Source organism: Lapillicoccus sp. (genome assembly GCF_039935575.1).
Lineage (GTDB): Bacteria > Actinomycetota > Actinomycetes > Actinomycetales > Dermatophilaceae > Lapillicoccus.
The window spans coordinates 15,773-31,446 of the sequence record NZ_JBDTKA010000073.1 but is presented as its reverse complement, the minus strand read 5'-3'; the positions used below and the strand labels follow the sequence as shown (position 1 = coordinate 31,446).

The following is a 15,674-nucleotide window of genomic DNA, read 5'->3' as shown; positions in this document are numbered from 1 at the left end:
CGGCATCAGGGGGCAGCGCACCGACGGCCGGCCCGCAACAGTTCCTATTCCCCTGTGGGAGTGACGAGTCCGCTCTCGTAAGCGAGCACGACGGCCTGCACACGGTCTCGCAGCCCCAGCTTCATCAGGATGTGGGTCACATGGGTCCTGATCGTGCTCTCCTCAACCACGAGCGCCCGGGCGATCTCGCGGTTGGACAACCCGCGCGCGATTTGGCGCAGCACCTGCAGCTCACGCGGCGTGAGCATCGAGAATGTTGGGGTCGATGTCACCGGAGCGGTGTTCGACCGGGCGAAAGCGGTGATGAGCCGGCGGGTGATCGCGGGGTCGATCAGCGCGTCGCCGCGGGCGATGACCCGAACGGCGCCGATCAGCTGCTCCGGCGGCGAGTCCTTGAGCAGGAAGCCGCTGGCACCAAATCGCAACGCCTCGTAGACGTACTCGTCGGCATCGAACGTCGTGAGAACGAGGATCCTGGCCGACGTCGAGGCGATGATCTCGCGCGAAGCCTGCAGCCCGTCCATGATCGGCATTCTGATGTCCATCAGGACGATCGAGGGTCGCAGTTCGCGCGCCATGACCACGGCCTGCTGGCCGTTGCCCGCCTCACCGACGACGCTGATCCCCGGCTCGCCGTCGAGCATCACGCTGAAGCCGCTGCGCACGAGCTGCTGGTCGTCGGCCACCAGGACAGTGATCGGCTCGTCGCTCATTCCTCTGCCTTCCGACCCGGGGTGTCCCGGAGCATCTGTCCCATGTAGAGCAGAAGTCAGCCTACGGGTGGATGACCGGGACCTCGCGTCGCCATACAGTCGGAGCGACGGGCTCGCGGCCTCGGGGTCAGGACACCGGGCCGCATTATCCGGGCGCCGAAGACGTCGGAGGTTGCGATGGGATGGCCAGGTTCGAGTCGTGTGCTCGTTATGCCGGTGCGCCGGGGGCCCATTTCCCCCGCCGACGTCGTCGCCGGAGTCGCGCTGTCGGCCGTCGTCTTCGTCATCGTGCACGTCGACCTGTATGCCGGCGACCCGCACGGAGACGTGCTAGCGGGGCTGGCCGCCATGCTGATGACCCTGCCTGTCGTCGTGGCTCGCAGCTACCCGTTGCCAGCCACGGTCTTCGCTGCTGCGGCGGCGCTGACGAACTGGGTTGTCGTCGGCCAATACGTCCGGTGCGGGGCTGCAATACCGGCCGCGCTCTGGTTGGCCTGTGCCGTGGGGCTCCGGCTGCGGCGCCGACCCGCAGCCATCGCGATGGCTTCGGTGTTGGTCTACCTGTTTGCCATGTGCAGCGCCGACGCCGCCCTGATACCGCTGACGTTCCTACCCCTCGCTCCCGCAGCAACCGGATTCTGGTGGGCGGGCCGAACGATCCGGTCGCGTAACGACACCATCGCGCGGATCACCCAGCAGAACGTGAAGCTGGTTGCCACACGCAGACGGACGGCTCAGCTGGCGGTCCTGAACGAGCGGCAGCGCATCACCGTCCGGCTTGACCGCGACCTGCAGGGGCACATCGACGCGATGGCCACCGCTGCGGATGCGGGACGTGCGCAGCTCGATGACCTGGTCACAGCACGGGCGACGTTCGCCGCAATCGCCGCGGAGGGGCGGACGGCCCTGACCCAGATGCGGGCCGACGTCGACGCGCTTCGGGATGTTCTGGCTCGCCCGGTGCTGACGCTGGGTCGCCTGGAGGACCTCGTGGAGCGCCACCACGGGGTGCTGACCGTCGAGCGTGCGCCGGGGTCACCCCCGGATGGGGTTCCGCTGCCCGGCTACCGGATCATCGAGCAGCTTCTGGGGACCTTCGACCGGGGCTCGGACCCGGTGGAGGTTCTGGTGCGTTTCCACGACGCCGAGCTGGAGCTGTGCGTCGCAGGGGCCCTCGCTTCGGTCTCTACTCGCGGCCTGGAGGCCACCGTGGCGCATCAACGTGTGGTCATACAGGGTGGAACGCTTGTCGCCGACCGCTGCGACGGCCGGCTGCAGTGGGTGGCAAGTGTGCCGTGGGCCGTCGGCTGACCGTCCGTCGTCTGAGCTGCGGGCTCATGACTGCCGGATCGAGCCCGGTGACGCGGCTCGTTGCCGGACCGGCGCGAGACCTGGTCCTCGCGATCGGTCTGGGGACCGTCGCCGTTCTGGCGCTTGGGGTGATGGGCAGCTCATCGGCTGTCAGGGTGTTCGCCGTTGTCGCCGTACTCGCCGTGACCTGCGGGTGCGCGACCCTGGCCCGGACGCATCCCCAGGCTGCCGCGTTGCTTGCCGCCCCGGTCCTTCTCGCGTCGCAGCTGCTCACCGGAACCGCGCAAGGGGCGTGCGAGGGGCTGCTGGTTGTCCCTGTCGCTCTGCTGGCCTTCCGGCTTGCGACGCGCGCAACACCGGGCCGGGCGTTCGCTGGCATCGCACTGCTGGCCACCGCCTGGCAAGCCGGTGGACTGCTGCGGGACGGTGCCGACGGCGTCAACCCGTTGATCTTCTTCGCGACCGTTGGGCCATCTGCTGTCGGCAGCATCATCGCGTCCCGGTCGCGGGCTCGAACCGAGCTGGCCGAGCAGGCGGTTGAGCTCATACGAGCCCGCGACGAGTACGTCGAAGAGTCCGTCCGCTTCGAACGGACTCGGATCGCGCGGGAGCTGCACGACGTCGTCGCGCACGGCGTGACCGCGATGGTCGTCCAGGCGAACGCAGGCCAGAAGCTGGCGGGAAAGTCCCCCGAGAAGGCGCGGCAGGCGTTCGAGCACATCGCCGGCTCGGCACGCCAGTCTGCCGCCGACATCCGGCGACTCGTCCTGCTGATCGGTGCCGACCTGCCTCCGGTCGGCCGCTCGATCACCGGGCTGGTCGAAGAGGCCCGTGCTGAGGGCCTGGTCGTGACCTGTGGGTCGGTCGACGCGGTCGACCTACTCGACCGGCCCGAAGCGGACGCCGCGTATGCCGTCGTCCAGGAAGCGATGACGAATGCCATGAAGCACGCCCCGGGCTCGCCCATCGAGGTCACGGTGGACGCGCGATCGGGGCAGGTGGAGGTGTCGGTGACGAACGCTCGCGGACGCGACGACGGCCAACGGGAGACGGGCCTTGGCGGCAGGCACGGGTTGGTGGGCATGCGCGAGCGGATCGAAGCGTGCGGCGGCACATTGGTGACGCACTCGACAACTGAAGGCGGGTGGTCGGTCTGGGCCGGACTGCCACGGCGGAGCGGCTGACGAGTCCGTCTGGCTTCTTGGGCGGGGGGCCTTTCGCGCGGGCGTGACACGCCATACGACAAAGCGACTACGAGAACGTGCGGAGTCTGGACGCGGAGATCGCCCAGCAGGAGGACGCGCCTGAATGCGCTGTCCCTGCAGTCTTTTCGTACACCGCCCACGAAAGGACAGCCCTATGTCCGTCATCACCCAGCCCTCGCTCCAGGCGCTACCGGCCCGGGACCTGCGCACCGCCTCGCGCTGGTTCGCCGCTGTCCTGATGTCTGTAGGCCCGCTCGCCGTCGCGGTCCTGCGCTTCGCCATGCCCTACAACACCACAGACTCCGTGCCGACGACGGTGGCCAAGATCGCGACGCACCCGTCGAGCGAGGGACTCGTGCTCTGGCTGAGCCTGATTGCCACGCTCACGCTGGTGCCGGGGGCGCTCGCCGCGATCAAACTGTCGTCGCGTGGCGCGCCGATTCTCTCCGCTACCGCGGCGCTCCTGATCGTGCCCGCGTATCTCTCGCTCTATGCTGTCGGGCTCGTCGACTACATCGGCATGAGTGTCAGCGCCCACACTGTAGATGCGGCCGCTGTGGCGCGGATCGCAGAGTACGTAAACCAGCTCCCGACCACGACGATCCCCACCAACATCTTCGTCGTCGGCCACGTCTTCGGGTCCATCGTCCTAGCCGTGGCGCTGTGGCGGTCACGCCGGGTCCAGCTCGTCGGATGTCTCGTCCTCGGCGTGTCCCAGCCGATCCATTTCGCGGCGGCTGTAACGGGCAACCACGTGCTGGACCTGGTCGGCTGGACGATGACGGCCGTAGGGATGGCGTTCGCTGCACTCGCGGTCATCGCCCTCCCCGATGACGAGTGGAGCCTGCCGCCCACCACCCCGGTGACCCGGACCACCCGGTGACCCGTGCCGCGTGGCGCCGACCCTCTGGATCAAGCAATGCACCTCTACGAGCTGGCGGCACGGTCTGGCTGACCGCCGACGGCATGGTGTCGTCGCCAACCCTCTCGTCCCCGGTAACGCGCCCGGCCGGTTTCGTCAGGCTTGGTGGACTGGGCGTATACGTCCCTCTCGCACCGTGTCGATCGGCCTGTGCTGGCGGACACGGGCCGGTATGCGTCAGAGCAGCTCCGCGGCCAGCTCGCCGATGGCGGCGAACACCGGAATGACGGAACTCCCCCGGTCGACCCCGGCCTCGTCGACGAGGTCGTCCGCCAGGGCGGCGACCGCGACCCAGCGCGCCCCTCGCTCGAGGACCGCCACGTCGGCTCGGACCCCGACGATCTCGCCCGTCTTGGAGGCCACGAGCACGTCCTCGGCCAGATACCCGGGCAGACCAGCGCGGTCCTGCTGGGCGCGCAGCACCTCGAACGCCGCCGCGGTCATCGCCCCGCCCAGCAACCGACCCCGGCGGAGAGCCACCATGACGGCCACGAGGTCGGCGGCGCTGGTCTCGTTCTGCAGGCCGCGCTCGGCCGCGGCGAAGTCCATCAGCCGCCGCCGTAGCGCGGTATGCCGGGTGGGCACGCTCGCGAGCAGTGTGGGCAGCGCCGATGAGGTCAGGAGACCGACGTGGTCGATGACCGCGTTGGTGGCGTCGTTGTCACTGAGCGCGATCATCAACCGGAGCATCTCGACGAGCGGCAGGCTCGTCACCGAGGGCAGCAGGCTCAACGGGCCTGCTCCTCCAACTCGCTTTCCCGGCAACGGAACCGGCTCGTCTAGCGCCACAGTGCCGAGCTCGACGGCGCGCAGGGTTGCCACGAGGATCAGCACCTTGACCGTGCTCGCCGACGGACCGACGCGGTCGGCGTCAGACGACCACGACCAGCCCTCGTCTGCGACGACCGCCACCCCCATCTGGCCGGGTGCGCGTCGGACGACCTCGGTGAGGCGCGCCGCGAGGTGAGGATGAGCGGGCGGCATACGCGGCAGTATGCCGGTGTGGCAAGAATGGGGACCGTGCAGCCGATGCGAGTCGCCGTCCCGGTCTCGTCCTTGTGGACCGACCCGAGCCGTCCCCGTCCCGTCGACGCAGCAATCGTCGCCGACGACCCAGACTCCGTTGCCTGGCTGCGCGCCCTCGACCAGCACGAGCTCGAGGGCGAGTCAGGGGACGGGCGCCTGGGGTTGCACGGCCGCCTGGACAGCCAGCTGGTCGCCGGTGAACCCGTACTGGTCGTGGCCGACGATGCGACAGAGTCAGGGTCAGATTCGGGGGCAGATTCGGGGTCAGATTCGGGGGCAGAGTCAGGGTCAGGGTCGGAGTGGGTCCAGGTGTTCTGCCCGTGGCAGCCGAGCTCGCTGGACGAGCGCGGCTACCCCGGCTGGCTGCGCCGGGCCCATCTGATCCCCGACGACACCGGCGGCCACACCGACGGCCCGAGCGACGAGTCGTGGATTGTCGCCGGGCGCGGCGTCCGGCCGGATCTCGAGCTGGCGCGGGAACACCTGGGGCTGGTCTACCTGTGGGGCGGGATGTCGCCGTGGGGGCTGGACTGCTCCGGCCTGGTCCATCTCGTGCAGCGCGAGCTCGGGCGGGTGGTCCCCCGGGATGCGCACGACCAGCGAGCCATCTGCGAGCCCGTCGAGCTCGACGCCGTGCAGCCGGGCGACCTCTACTTCTTCGCGGGCAGCGCAGAGGGAGCTGCGGATGCGGTCAGCACGACCGCCACGTCGGGCACGGACCATGTCGGCATCGTCACCGCGCCGATGAACATGATCCACGCCTGCGGGCACTGCGGGGTGGTCGAGGAGCCATTGGACGATGGTCGCCGGGCGACGTTGGTCGCGGCCGGACGACTACCCGGCTGAGGTGGCCCGGATGACCCTGGACCAGCTGCTCGACTACTGCCTGGCCAAGCCCGGCGCCTGGACGGACCGGCCGTTCGGGGACGACCTCGTGGTCAAGGTCGCCGAGAAGATCTTCGCCTTCACCAACGAGGACGTCGTCGCAGTCAAGTGCGGGGGCAGCCGGCAGGACGACCCGAGCGCGGACGAGTGGCTTCGCCAGTACCCCGAGGACGCGACCGTGATGGCATACCTGGGTCGTTCGGGGTGGAACTCGCTTCGCCTGCGCGGGACGATCCCCGACCTGGAGCTTCGCGACGCCGTTGACACGTCGTACGAGCTGGTTGTCGCCAGGCTGCCGAGGTCCCGTCGGCCCTAGGGGCGGCTGGTCAGGCTGACCCGCATGGGGACGGCAGCACCCCTGCAGCCGCCCGGATGTGACACCATGGGCTGGTTACGGAGGGGAGTATCCCCGCGTGCGGTTTCCTCGTCATCACGGCACCCACGACCTTCACCGGTCGAGGCGCCCGGGGAGCCGGTCCGTCCATTCGGGCGGGAGAGACCTCCGGTTGCGCACTCATGCACCGTGACCGGAAGGCTCGTTGAACCGTGGACGTCTCCCCCCTGACCTGGTGGGTCACCATCGGCCTGATGACGGTGTTCCTCTCCTGGGACGTCGTCGTCATCGGACGACGACCGCACGTCCCCAGCGCGCGCGAGTGCGCGCTGGCGCTCGCGTTGTATGTCGGTCTCGCCGTCGCGTTCGGGATCTGGATCTGGTTCCACTCCGGCGGCCAGTTCGCGGGCGAGTTCTTCGCCGGGTGGCTGACCGAGTACTCGCTGTCGATCGACAACCTGTTCGTCTTCCTGCTGATCATGCGGAAGTTCGTGGTGCCCGAGAAGCTGCAGCAGGAGGCGCTGCTCATCGGCATCATCATCGCGATCGTGTTGCGCGGTGTGTTCATCGCCCTCGGCGCGGCGGTGATCAACCAGTACGCCTGGGTGTTCTACATCTTCGGGGCGTTCCTCATCTACACCGCGGTCAAGCTTGCTAGACAAGGTCAGAGCGACGACGACCAGTTCGAGGAGAACCGGCTGCTCAGGTGGGTAGAGAACCGCTTCCCGGTGGCCCCGGACTTCCACGGGACCAAGCTGGTGGCTCGCCTCGACGGCAAGCGGCTGCTCACCCCGATGTTCATCGTCATCCTGGCCCTGGGCACGACCGACCTACTCTTCGCGCTCGACTCGATCCCGGCGATCTACGGGCTGACCAAGGAGCCCTACCTCGTCCTGACCGCCAACATCTTCGCACTGATGGGCCTGCGGCAGCTCTATTTCCTGATCGGCGGTCTGCTCGAACGTCTGGTCTACCTCAGCATCGGGCTGTCCGTGCTCCTGGCGTTCATCGGCGTCAAGCTGATCCTGCACGCACTGCACGAGAACCACCTGCCGTTCCTCAACGGTGGCAACCCGATCCCCGTGCCCGAGGTCCCGATCACGGTCTCGCTCGGCGCGATCATGCTGATCCTCACGGTGACGACGGTGGCCAGCCTGGTCAAGACCGCGCACGACGCGGCTCGCGACCACGGCTCGACCTCAGAGGTCCCGCCGCCCCCGGTCACCGGCTGACCGGCTGACCGGCTGACCGGCTGAGCGAGGCTCAAGCGCCAGCCGTCGCTCCAGGTTCCTCCAGAGCGGGCCCTCCGCCGCGAGTGGTGCCCATGACGACGACGCTCGCCGCGACGACGAGCACCATGCCTGTCACCTGCCAGGTTGTGAGGCGTTGGTCGAGCACGATCAACCCGGCCAACGCAGCAACGGCCGGCTCGAGGCTGAGCAGGACGCCGAACACCCGAGGACTGAGTCGGCGCAACGCCAGCAGCTCGAGCGAGTAGGGAAGCACCGAGGACAGGACCGCGATCCCCAGCCCTTTCAGCAGGACTCCGCCGGTCCACAGGGGCATGGAACCCCACCCGAACGGGGTCACCACCACTGTGGCGACGACCATGGCGAGAGCCAGCCCGTCGAGCCGGGAGAAGGCGGCCCCCGTCCGTTTGGACAGCAGGATGTACGCCGCCCACAGCACGCCTGCGAGCGCAGCCAGCCCCAACCCGGCGAGGTCGAGCTGATCGAACGGCACGTTCAGGGCCCGCGAGATGAGGAGCACACCGACCGCGGCCCCGCCGACCGCGACGATGTCGGCGGCCCGTCGCGACAGGGCCATGGTGAGCACGAGCGGTCCGAGGAACTCGATCGTCACGGCGACACCGATGGGAAGCCGCCCGAGCGAGGCGTAGAACGACCAGTTCATCGCTCCCAGCGCGAGACCGAACAGCGCGACCGTCGACCAGGCAGCCCGCGAGTGCCCCCGCAGACGCGGGCGGGCCACGGCGAGCAGGATGACGGTGCTGATGAGCAGGCGCAGCGTCACCGAGCCGGCGGCACCGATCGTGGGCACCAGCGTGGCCGCGAGCGCGCCCCCGAACTGCACCGAGACGACTGCCAGGAGGACCAGCAGCGGTGCCGGCACGCGGGACGAGAACCCCGGCGTCGGCATACCCCTATCCAACGCCATCCCCGTCAGGACCAGCAGTCCGCAGACGTACCGGCGGCCCGGCGGACGTCCAGCGCCGGCCTCAGCGTGCTAGGCCTGCAGCCCGTCCCACGACCAGTGCGGGAGCGCCAGATCGTCGGGCACATCGGTCGCTGACTCGTGGTAGCGGCTCATCGTCGTCGTGGTCGCCCAGGCGAAGTAGTCGTGCAGCACGCCACACAACGGCTCGTCGGTGAGCTCGACGTCGGCCAGTGCGAGGTCGAAACACGCCACCGCGCGGCGGTTCATCTCGTCGTGCTCGCCGTTGCCGCTGTGTTGGCGCACGACGAACGACTCGTCCCCATAGCGCTGCCTGTATGACGGTGGACCGCCGAGGGCTTCGGCCCAGTAAGCAGCCAGTCGCTCGGTGTGGTCGGGTTGGTATCCGTGGCTGAAGGCATGGCTGACCACCCCGTCGGCCATCACCCGGTCGTGCCAGGCGGCCGCCAGCCGCTGTAGCCCAGCGTCACCGCCGGCGGCGTCGTAGACGCTGTGCATGGCCACCACCATGGCACAGCCGGTCAGGCCATGGCGCGGTTCATCTGGCGGAGCTCCTTCTTGAGGTCGCCGAGCTCGTCGCGCAACCGAGCCGCGAGCTCGAAGTGCAGCTCGGCGGCGGCGCCGTGCATCTGCGTGGTGAGCTCCTGGATGAGGTTCGCGAGGTCGGAGGCGGCCATCGACTCGTGCCGTCCGCCCGCGGAGACCGAGATGTCCGCGGCCAGCGCCCCACGGCCGCCGCCCTTGACCGCCCGGCCGCGGGACTGGGAGCGTCCGCTGCCGAGCAGCGCCTCGGTGTCCGCGTCCTCGCGGCCCAGCATGTCAGTGATGTCGGCGATCCGCCGGCGCAACGGCTGGGGGTCGACGCCGCGCTCGAGGTTGTAGGCGACCTGCTTCTCGCGCCGTCGGTTGGTCTCGTCGAGGGCCTGTTGCATCGACGGGGTGACCTTGTCGGCATACATGTGCACCTGGCCGCTGACGTTGCGCGCCGCACGCCCGATGGTCTGGATCAGGCTGCGTGCCGAACGCAGGAAACCCTCCTTGTCGGCGTCGAGGATGCTGACCAGCGACACCTCGGGCAGGTCGAGCCCCTCGCGAAGCAGGTTGATGCCTACGAGCACGTCGTACTCACCCAGCCGTAGCTCTCGCAACAGCTCCACCCGCCTGAGAGTGTCGATGTCGGAGTGCAAATAACGAACCCGCACCCCTTTGTCGAGCAGGTAGTCGGTCAGGTCCTCGGCCATCTTCTTGGTGAGCGTCGTCACGAGGATGCGCTCGTTCTTCGCGGTGCGCAGGGCAATCTCGTGGAGCAGGTCGTCGATCTGGCCCTTGGTCGGTTTGAGCACGATCTCCGGGTCGACCAGGCCGGTGGGCCGGATGATCTGCTCCACCGGGGGGCCGGAACGCCCCAGCTCGTAAGGCCCCGGAGTCGCGGACAGGTAGAGGGTCTGGCCGATCCGGTCGAGGAACTCCTCCCACATCAGCGGACGGTTGTCCATCGCGCTCGGCAGCCGGAACCCGTGGTCGACGAGCATCCGCTTGCGGGACATGTCGCCCTCGTACATCGCGCCGATCTGCGGAACCGTCTGGTGCGACTCGTCGATGACGAGCAGGAAGTCCTCGGGGAAGTAGTCGAGCAGGCAGTGCGGAGCCGACCCCGCGGAACGTCCGTCGATGTGGCGCGAGTAGTTCTCGATGCCGCTGCACGAGCCGACCTGGCGCATCATCTCGATGTCGTAGGTCGTGCGCATCCGCAGACGCTGAGCCTCCAACAGCTTGCCCTGCGTCTCGAGCTCGTCGAGCCGGCCGGCCAGCTCGAGCTCGATGCCGCCGATGGCGCGGTCCATCCGCTCGGGCCCGGCGACGTAGTGCGTGGCGGGGAAGACATACATCTCAACCTCCTCGTGGACGACCTCCCCGGTCAACGGGTGCAGGGTGTAGATCCGCTCCACCTCGTCGCCGAAGAACTCGATCCGGATCGCCAGCTCCTCGTAGACCGGGATGATCTCCACGGTGTCACCGCGCACCCGGAAGGTGCCACGGGTGAACGCGAGGTCGTTGCGGGTGTACTGCATCTGCACGAACCGTCGTAACAGCTCGTCGCGCTCGATCTGCTGCCCCAGCTTGAGGCGGACCATCCGGTCGATGTACTCCTGCGGCGTCCCCAGGCCGTAGATGCAGGACACCGACGCGACCACGATGACGTCGCGCCGGGTCAGCAGGGAGTTGGTCGCGCTGTGCCGCAGCCGCTCGACCTCGTCGTTGATCGAGGAGTCCTTCTCGATGTAGGTGTCCGTCTGCGGGATGTACGCCTCGGGCTGGTAGTAGTCGTAGTAGGACACGAAGTACTCGACCGCGTTGTTCGGCAGCAGCTCGCGGAACTCGTTGGCCAGCTGAGCGGCCAGCGTCTTGTTGGGTGCCATGACGAGGGTGGGCCGCTGGACCTGCTCGATCACCCACGCCGTGGTCGCGGACTTGCCGGTGCCGGTGGCACCGAGCAACACGACGTTGCCCTCGCCGCCCTTGACCCGCTCGGCGATCTCGGCAATCGCCGTCGGCTGGTCGCCGCTGGGCGAGAACTCCGAGATCACCTCGAAGGGGGCCACGGTGCGCTTGATGTCACTCTTCGGACGCATACGGCAACGGTATGCCTCGCCACCGACACCCATCCCACCCCGCCGTCGAAGTGCGGCCGCCGCGGGCTGCACGCATACTGGCCGAGGAGAGTGCATGTGAGCCGCCGGAGTTCTGGATCATGCCGCAGTGCGCCCCGCTACCTCAGGAGCTGTGATGTCCACCGACACCCTCGACGGCACGACCTCGTTCTCAGACCTCGGCCGTGACATGTGGTCCTACCTCACCGGCAAGGAGGCGACCATCGACTACACGTTCGTCGACATGACCGTCGAGGTGCCCCGCTCCACTGGACCAGACAGTGCTCGGGCGTCGTGGAAGCTCAACGGGACACTGCGCATCACGACCTCCGACAAGGAGACCCGTGGAGCCGTCAACGGCTCGCACTCCTGAGCTCGCCAGTCGCCTGGCGTTCGTCGCTGACCTGACAGTCGAGGTCAGCGATGCTCGGGGCTCGACGGCCGCCCACCTCGGCAACGGGGAGAACGGGCTGGTCCTCGAGGCGCCGGACCTGGCGACGCTGATGCGCTGTCTGCCGGGGCGCGGCTTGCGGCGCGACCTGCCGATCTCCGTTCCTCTCGAACAGTTCGCCGGTCTACGTATCGACGTGAGGTCTCGGGGAAAGGCCATGGGTCGGGTCTACATCACGCCGTCCGGGTCAGCACGCCTGCGCCCGGCGCTGAGCGCCGTTCCCGCGCTCCTGAAGCGTGTAGCCGTTTTGCTCTACCTTGAGGTACGCAGCCGGCTCCGACGGAGGTAGCACCCAGCCGAGCCGCGGTTTGCCACTGTCCTCACGAGCCAGCCCACTCCTGCACGCGGGCGTAGGCCTGGTCGAACCACGGCTCCTTGGCCGCGGCGTACTCCTCGGTCGCGTAAGTGCGAGACAATAGGCGTCGTTTCTCGGCGGCGTAGTCCTGCTTGGCCGACGGCACTGATCTCAACCAGTCGCGGAACTGCAGTGCGAAAACCCATCCAGCAGAACCGATCTCGCGGATATGCACATTGGCGACGCGTCCCGGGTCCAGCGACGCGTGGAACCGCTTCTGCCATCCGACGGGGTCGGCCGAACCCGGGTACGGGTGGTCCTGGAGCACTTCGTGCACGCGCAGGAACCCCCGTTCGCGTAGGTCGCCGACGAACCGCGGGTCGTCGGCGTCGGGCAGCCGACGAACCCCGACCTGCAGGTCGATCACGTCTTTGGCGATGAGCGCGGGAACGCTCGTGGAACCGATGTGGTCGACGCTGACCGCCCGGTCACCCAGGGTGTCCTGCAGCTTGGCCACCAGGCGAGCACCTTGGGCGGACCAGGTTGGGTCCGGGGGGACCACCGCCGCCTCGTCCGGGCGTTTGGTGCGAGTGCCCGACTGGAGGTTCGCCTGGTAGGGGGTGAGGCGTTCCTCCCAGAGACGCCGGACCTGTGCGATCGTCTCGTCGTACGTGCCGGTGTTGTCGATCCAGACGTCGGCCGCAGCCCGACGCTGGTCGTCCGTGGCTTGCGCGGCAATTCGATGCCGGACGTCGCCGTCATCCATGCCGCGCTGGTCGACGAGACGGCCGACCCGCACCTCCTCGTCGGCACCCACCACCACGGTGAGGTGCTCTTTCGGCCACAGGCGGCGCTCCACGAGAAGGGGCATGTCGAAAACGGACACCGCTCCGGTCGGAGCCTGGTCGCGCAGTTCTCGCACCCGCTCGGAGATCGCCGGCGTCGTGATGGCGTCGAGGGCCGCCAACGCCTGTGCATCGGGAAAAACCAGTGCTGCCAACGCAGCTCGGTCCAAGGACCCGTCCGCCTCGATCAGGTGTGAGCCGAAACGCTCGGCCACCCGGGCCAGGGTCGCGGTGCCCGGCTGCATGACCTCCCGAGCGACGGTGTCGGCGTCGACCAGCACCGCACCGAGCTCGCGCAACGCAGCTGCCACGGTGGACTTGCCGGACCCGATCCCGCCGGTGAGGCCCACGTTCAGCACCCGGTCAGCCTAGCCAAGCGGGTCGGACCACCGTGCGGGTCGGCTAGCGTCGTCACCCTGACTCGTCGTGTGGTCGTGACCGGAGGGGGCATCGGCCGGGCCGTGGCGGAGCGGTTCGGCCGGGACGGGTGTGCTGTCTCGCTGGTGGGACGACGCCCCCACGTGCTCGAACGCGCAGCCGAGAGCCTTCGCGCTCTGACGGCGGACGTTGAGGTCAGCACGCATGTCGCGGACCTGATGTCGCCCGAGTCGGTTGCCACCCTGGCAGCCGCCCTGGTGGCCCGCGGCTCGGTCGACGTGCTCGTCCTCAACGCCGGGGGCACCTACCCGGGAAGTGGCGAGACCGACGACCCCGTGGACCGGTTGCTGGCCCTGGCGCAGGCTTACCGCGGTCTGGGACGCCTCCACCCGGCTCGCGCCGGAGGGCGTGACCGTCACCGCGGTGGCGCCTGGGTTCGTCCCGGACACCGCGTTCTGGGAGGAGTGGCTGCGCGACAACCCGGGCCTGCGCGAGAACCGGTTGGCACGCATCCCGATGAACCGGCCCGGTACGCCTGCCGATGTGGTCGAGGCGGTGGCGTACTTCGCCTCCGACGGCGGCGGTTGGACGACGGGCCGGATCCTGCAGGTCAACGGTGGTGGGATGCTCGGCCACCGCTGAGGTGACAGGGGGCACCCGGCCAGCCAGTCGGGTCAGCAACATTCGACGGGCTCTTGCGGTTCCCCGCGCAGGGGTATGAGGCGTACGCGCGCGGGCAGCTGCCTGGTCAGGGCTGCGGCGACGGTGGTGGTCGCCGGGCTTGCGGCTACGCCGTGCAGCCCGGACACCGCACAGCCCCATGGATGTTGGGACCGCTGCTCGTCGAGGGTTCATGGTGATGACCATGAGCAGTTCTGACCTCATCTCGACGCCGTTCACTGCCTCTAGCACTGCGGACGATGTGCTCGGGGGCGTCGACCTCACTGGCGTCCGCGCGATCGTCACGGGAGCGGCATCCGAGATCGGCGCCGAGACGGCTCAGGCGTTGACCGCCGCCGGACAGGCATACGCTCACGGGCTTCGTCGAGGCCTGGGCCGGTCCGCTGCACCTGCTCGTCAATAGTGCCGGACTGGTCACCGGCGGCCTGGAACGCACCCAGGATGGCTGCGAGCTGCAGATCGCCACGAACCATCTCGGACACTTCGCCCTGGGCCACCGGTTTCACGACGCTCTGGCCCTGGGAGCGTCGGGGCGCGACGGGGCACGGATCGTGTCCCTCAGCTCGACGGCGCACAGGCGCGCTGGCGTCGACTTGCAGGACCTCCACTTCGAGCGACGCGGCTACGACCCCAGATCGCCTACGCTCAGTCGAAGACCGCTAACTCCCTGTTCGCCCTCGAAGCGACCCGTCTGCGGTCGCCCGACGGCATCGTCACCAATGCCGTCAACCCCGGTGGGGTCGCGACCGACCTGCAACGCAACATGATTGGTCGGAGTGAGGGCCCCCGAGGAGATGGCCGACCGGGTGCGCGCCAAGGTCGGTACCTCGAGTAACCTCGAGCTACCTCGACGCGAGCACAATTCGTGAGTCTCGTCGTGAGATGTAACGGCGACACGTAGACCTACACTGTGGCCATGGCTGGGCATCGGATACTTCTGCAAGGCGGTACACGCGACGGTGAGGTCCATGTCTTGGAGCAAGACACCGGACGTCTCGAGTTCCGTGCCGACGAGGACGAGCAAACCGGTCGCCCCGATGAGGGCTATCTGCTGACCGAAGAGTGGCGGGAACTGACCGACGGACGGTCCGCGCAGCTCGCGCGGCTCGAATAGGGCGCAGCGGCTGTTCCGGCACCCTTTCGGTGTCGGCACCCACGGCGCAGCCTGCTGCACCCTTATCGGTCGCCAATCGGCGCCAGCGACAGTCGTCAGTCGACCTTAAGCTCGTCACCGTCGACGGTGACCGTGCCGCGGCGCAGCGGCCAGACCTTGGTCAGTGCCATGAACGCGGCGCCCAGGCCCGGGACCTTCGCGAACCCTCCTTGTGGCCCACGCGTCATCTGTCCGCTGGTCACGTCGTAGGTGGACTGATGCCAAGGGCAGACCAGGCAGCCATCGGCGTCGATGCTGCCACCTGCCAGATCTGCGCGAAGATGCCGGCAGCGTCGGCTGACGGCGAAGTACGCGCCGTTATCGCCGACCGCATAAGGGCCCGACCCTGTCACAGTTCCTCGCGGGACATCAGCCTTCGGAATCCGGCTTGTCACCATCTGCTCCTCCCGGTGCTCACTGCGCCCATCCTGGCACAGGCCAGCTCTCGCGGGGCAGAGTCGGACGTCGAAACGTGGCGAACAGGGATGTCCGGTCAACCAAGGGGCAGATGGCTGCGGTGCCGAGCCCAGCGACGAGGGGCGCCTGGTGTGGCTGACCGCAACTGTCGACGCGGCCGGAGGTGCAGAGCGGAACTCGCAGTCCGACGAGTCACCAGGCAGGATCTCTC

Annotated in this window: 18 protein-coding genes and 1 pseudogene; 12 read left to right on the top strand and 7 right to left on the bottom strand. The window is 68.5% G+C overall.

Going from position 1 to position 15,674, the window contains the following annotated elements; all coding sequences use genetic code 11:
* Positions 1 to 44: 44 nt before the first annotated feature.
* Positions 45 to 713 (bottom strand): response regulator transcription factor, encoded by a 669-nt coding sequence (locus ABI385_RS09010; RefSeq protein WP_348103412.1) that lies wholly within the window; start codon positions 711 to 713, stop codon positions 45 to 47.
* A 201-nt stretch (positions 714 to 914) separates the two neighbouring features.
* On the opposite strand from ABI385_RS09010, the gene ABI385_RS09005 reads away from it, so the two are divergent.
* From ABI385_RS09005 to ABI385_RS08995, 3 genes are all read left to right on the top strand, one after another.
* Complete coding sequence (locus ABI385_RS09005; protein WP_348103411.1) at positions 915 to 2,024, top strand: hypothetical protein; 1,110 nt, start codon at positions 915 to 917, stop codon at positions 2,022 to 2,024.
* 26 nt (positions 2,025 to 2,050) lie between these two features.
* Positions 2,051 to 3,208 (top strand): histidine kinase, encoded by a 1,158-nt coding sequence (locus ABI385_RS09000; protein ID WP_348103410.1) that lies wholly within the window; start codon positions 2,051 to 2,053, stop codon positions 3,206 to 3,208.
* 175 nt (positions 3,209 to 3,383) lie between these two features.
* Positions 3,384 to 4,112: a hypothetical protein gene (locus ABI385_RS08995; RefSeq protein WP_348103409.1), complete on the top strand. Its 729-nt coding sequence runs from the start codon at positions 3,384 to 3,386 to the stop codon at positions 4,110 to 4,112.
* Positions 4,113 to 4,328: 216 nt separating this feature from the next.
* On the opposite strand, the gene ABI385_RS08990 is transcribed toward ABI385_RS08995, so the two are convergent.
* The gene (locus ABI385_RS08990) at positions 4,329 to 5,135 is read right to left on the bottom strand and encodes a serine hydrolase (RefSeq protein WP_348103408.1); all 807 of its coding nucleotides are present in this window, start codon (positions 5,133 to 5,135) and stop codon (positions 4,329 to 4,331) included.
* 27 nt (positions 5,136 to 5,162) lie between these two features.
* Between ABI385_RS08990 and ABI385_RS08985 the strand changes: the two genes are divergently transcribed.
* The 3 genes from ABI385_RS08985 to ABI385_RS08975 all read left to right on the top strand — a co-directional run bounded on the left by ABI385_RS08985 (position 5,163) and on the right by ABI385_RS08975 (position 7,628).
* Positions 5,163 to 6,023, top strand: a complete 861-nt coding sequence (locus ABI385_RS08985) for an NlpC/P60 family protein (RefSeq protein ID WP_348103450.1) — start codon at positions 5,163 to 5,165, stop codon at positions 6,021 to 6,023.
* 10 nt (positions 6,024 to 6,033) lie between these two features.
* Positions 6,034 to 6,378 carry an MmcQ/YjbR family DNA-binding protein gene (locus tag ABI385_RS08980; RefSeq protein WP_348103407.1) on the top strand — a complete coding sequence of 115 codons (345 nt, stop codon included), beginning with the start codon at positions 6,034 to 6,036 and terminating at the stop codon, positions 6,376 to 6,378.
* A 230-nt stretch (positions 6,379 to 6,608) separates the two neighbouring features.
* Positions 6,609 to 7,628 (top strand): TerC family protein, encoded by a 1,020-nt coding sequence (locus ABI385_RS08975; RefSeq protein ID WP_348103406.1) that lies wholly within the window; start codon positions 6,609 to 6,611, stop codon positions 7,626 to 7,628.
* Positions 7,629 to 7,659: 31 nt separating this feature from the next.
* Here the strand turns inward: ABI385_RS08975 and ABI385_RS08970 are convergent, their stop codons facing one another.
* From ABI385_RS08970 to uvrB, 3 genes are all read right to left on the bottom strand, one after another.
* A complete protein-coding gene (locus tag ABI385_RS08970; protein ID WP_348103405.1) occupies positions 7,660 to 8,556 on the bottom strand; it encodes an EamA family transporter in 897 nt (298 codons plus the stop codon).
* An 87-nt stretch (positions 8,557 to 8,643) separates the two neighbouring features.
* Complete coding sequence (locus ABI385_RS08965) at positions 8,644 to 9,090, bottom strand: group II truncated hemoglobin (protein WP_348103404.1); 447 nt, start codon at positions 9,088 to 9,090, stop codon at positions 8,644 to 8,646.
* Positions 9,091 to 9,113: 23 nt separating this feature from the next.
* On the bottom strand, positions 9,114 to 11,225 hold the full coding sequence (uvrB, locus tag ABI385_RS08960; RefSeq protein WP_348103403.1) for an excinuclease ABC subunit UvrB: 2,112 nt from the start codon (positions 11,223 to 11,225) through the stop codon (positions 9,114 to 9,116).
* A gap of 154 nt (positions 11,226 to 11,379) precedes the next feature.
* Here uvrB and ABI385_RS08955 point away from each other — a divergent pair, with 154 nt between their 5' ends.
* Both ABI385_RS08955 and ABI385_RS08950 read left to right on the top strand, forming a co-directional pair.
* Positions 11,380 to 11,616: a hypothetical protein gene (locus ABI385_RS08955; RefSeq protein WP_348103402.1), complete on the top strand. Its 237-nt coding sequence runs from the start codon at positions 11,380 to 11,382 to the stop codon at positions 11,614 to 11,616.
* Positions 11,588 to 11,983 (top strand): hypothetical protein, encoded by a 396-nt coding sequence (locus tag ABI385_RS08950; protein WP_348103401.1) that lies wholly within the window; start codon positions 11,588 to 11,590, stop codon positions 11,981 to 11,983. The genes ABI385_RS08955 and ABI385_RS08950 overlap by 29 nt, the downstream gene beginning before the upstream one ends.
* A gap of 31 nt (positions 11,984 to 12,014) precedes the next feature.
* Here ABI385_RS08950 and coaE read toward each other — a convergent pair whose 3' ends face one another.
* Complete coding sequence (gene coaE, locus ABI385_RS08945) at positions 12,015 to 13,193, bottom strand: dephospho-CoA kinase (RefSeq protein ID WP_348103400.1); 1,179 nt, start codon at positions 13,191 to 13,193, stop codon at positions 12,015 to 12,017.
* A gap of 69 nt (positions 13,194 to 13,262) precedes the next feature.
* Between coaE and ABI385_RS08940 the strand changes: the two are divergent.
* From ABI385_RS08940 to ABI385_RS08925, 4 genes and pseudogenes are all read left to right on the top strand, one after another.
* Positions 13,263 to 13,463, top strand: a pseudogene (locus ABI385_RS08940) (SDR family NAD(P)-dependent oxidoreductase); the annotation flags it as partial.
* 64 nt (positions 13,464 to 13,527) lie between these two features.
* A complete protein-coding gene (locus tag ABI385_RS08935) occupies positions 13,528 to 13,854 on the top strand; it encodes an SDR family oxidoreductase (RefSeq protein WP_348103399.1) in 327 nt (108 codons plus the stop codon).
* Between the two features lie 223 nt (positions 13,855 to 14,077).
* Positions 14,078 to 14,296, top strand: coding sequence for a hypothetical protein (locus tag ABI385_RS08930; RefSeq protein WP_348103398.1), 219 nt, complete (start codon positions 14,078 to 14,080; stop codon positions 14,294 to 14,296).
* Between the two features lie 513 nt (positions 14,297 to 14,809).
* Positions 14,810 to 15,007 (top strand): hypothetical protein, encoded by a 198-nt coding sequence (locus ABI385_RS08925; protein WP_348103397.1) that lies wholly within the window; start codon positions 14,810 to 14,812, stop codon positions 15,005 to 15,007.
* Positions 15,008 to 15,102: 95 nt separating this feature from the next.
* Here ABI385_RS08925 and ABI385_RS08920 read toward each other — a convergent pair whose 3' ends face one another.
* The gene (locus ABI385_RS08920; protein WP_348103396.1) at positions 15,103 to 15,399 is read right to left on the bottom strand and encodes a Rieske (2Fe-2S) protein; all 297 of its coding nucleotides are present in this window, start codon (positions 15,397 to 15,399) and stop codon (positions 15,103 to 15,105) included.
* Between the last annotated feature and the right edge of the window lie 275 nt (positions 15,400 to 15,674).

Bases quoted from the DNA above. Each gene is read 5' to 3' on its own strand.
- ABI385_RS08965 (WP_348103404.1), bottom strand. From the start codon at position 9,090: ATGCACAGCGTCTACGACGCCGCCGGCGGTGACGCTGGGCTACAGCGG.
- ABI385_RS09010 (WP_348103412.1), bottom strand. From the start codon at position 713: ATGAGCGACGAGCCGATCACTGTCCTGGTGGCCGACGACCAGCAGCTC.
- ABI385_RS08925 (WP_348103397.1), top strand. From the start codon at position 14,810: ATGGCTGGGCATCGGATACTTCTGCAAGGCGGTACACGCGACGGTGAG.
- ABI385_RS08985 (WP_348103450.1), top strand. From the start codon at position 5,163: ATGGGGACCGTGCAGCCGATGCGAGTCGCCGTCCCGGTCTCGTCCTTG.
- ABI385_RS08980 (WP_348103407.1), top strand. From the start codon at position 6,034: ATGACCCTGGACCAGCTGCTCGACTACTGCCTGGCCAAGCCCGGCGCC.
- ABI385_RS08955 (WP_348103402.1), top strand. From the start codon at position 11,380: ATGTCCACCGACACCCTCGACGGCACGACCTCGTTCTCAGACCTCGGC.
- ABI385_RS08995 (WP_348103409.1), top strand. From the start codon at position 3,384: ATGTCCGTCATCACCCAGCCCTCGCTCCAGGCGCTACCGGCCCGGGAC.
- ABI385_RS08990 (WP_348103408.1), bottom strand. From the start codon at position 5,135: ATGCCGCCCGCTCATCCTCACCTCGCGGCGCGCCTCACCGAGGTCGTC.
- ABI385_RS08970 (WP_348103405.1), bottom strand. From the start codon at position 8,556: ATGCCGACGCCGGGGTTCTCGTCCCGCGTGCCGGCACCGCTGCTGGTC.
- ABI385_RS09000 (WP_348103410.1), top strand. From the start codon at position 2,051: ATGACTGCCGGATCGAGCCCGGTGACGCGGCTCGTTGCCGGACCGGCG.
- uvrB (WP_348103403.1), bottom strand. From the start codon at position 11,225: ATGCGTCCGAAGAGTGACATCAAGCGCACCGTGGCCCCCTTCGAGGTG.
- ABI385_RS08930 (WP_348103398.1), top strand. From the start codon at position 14,078: ATGAGCAGTTCTGACCTCATCTCGACGCCGTTCACTGCCTCTAGCACT.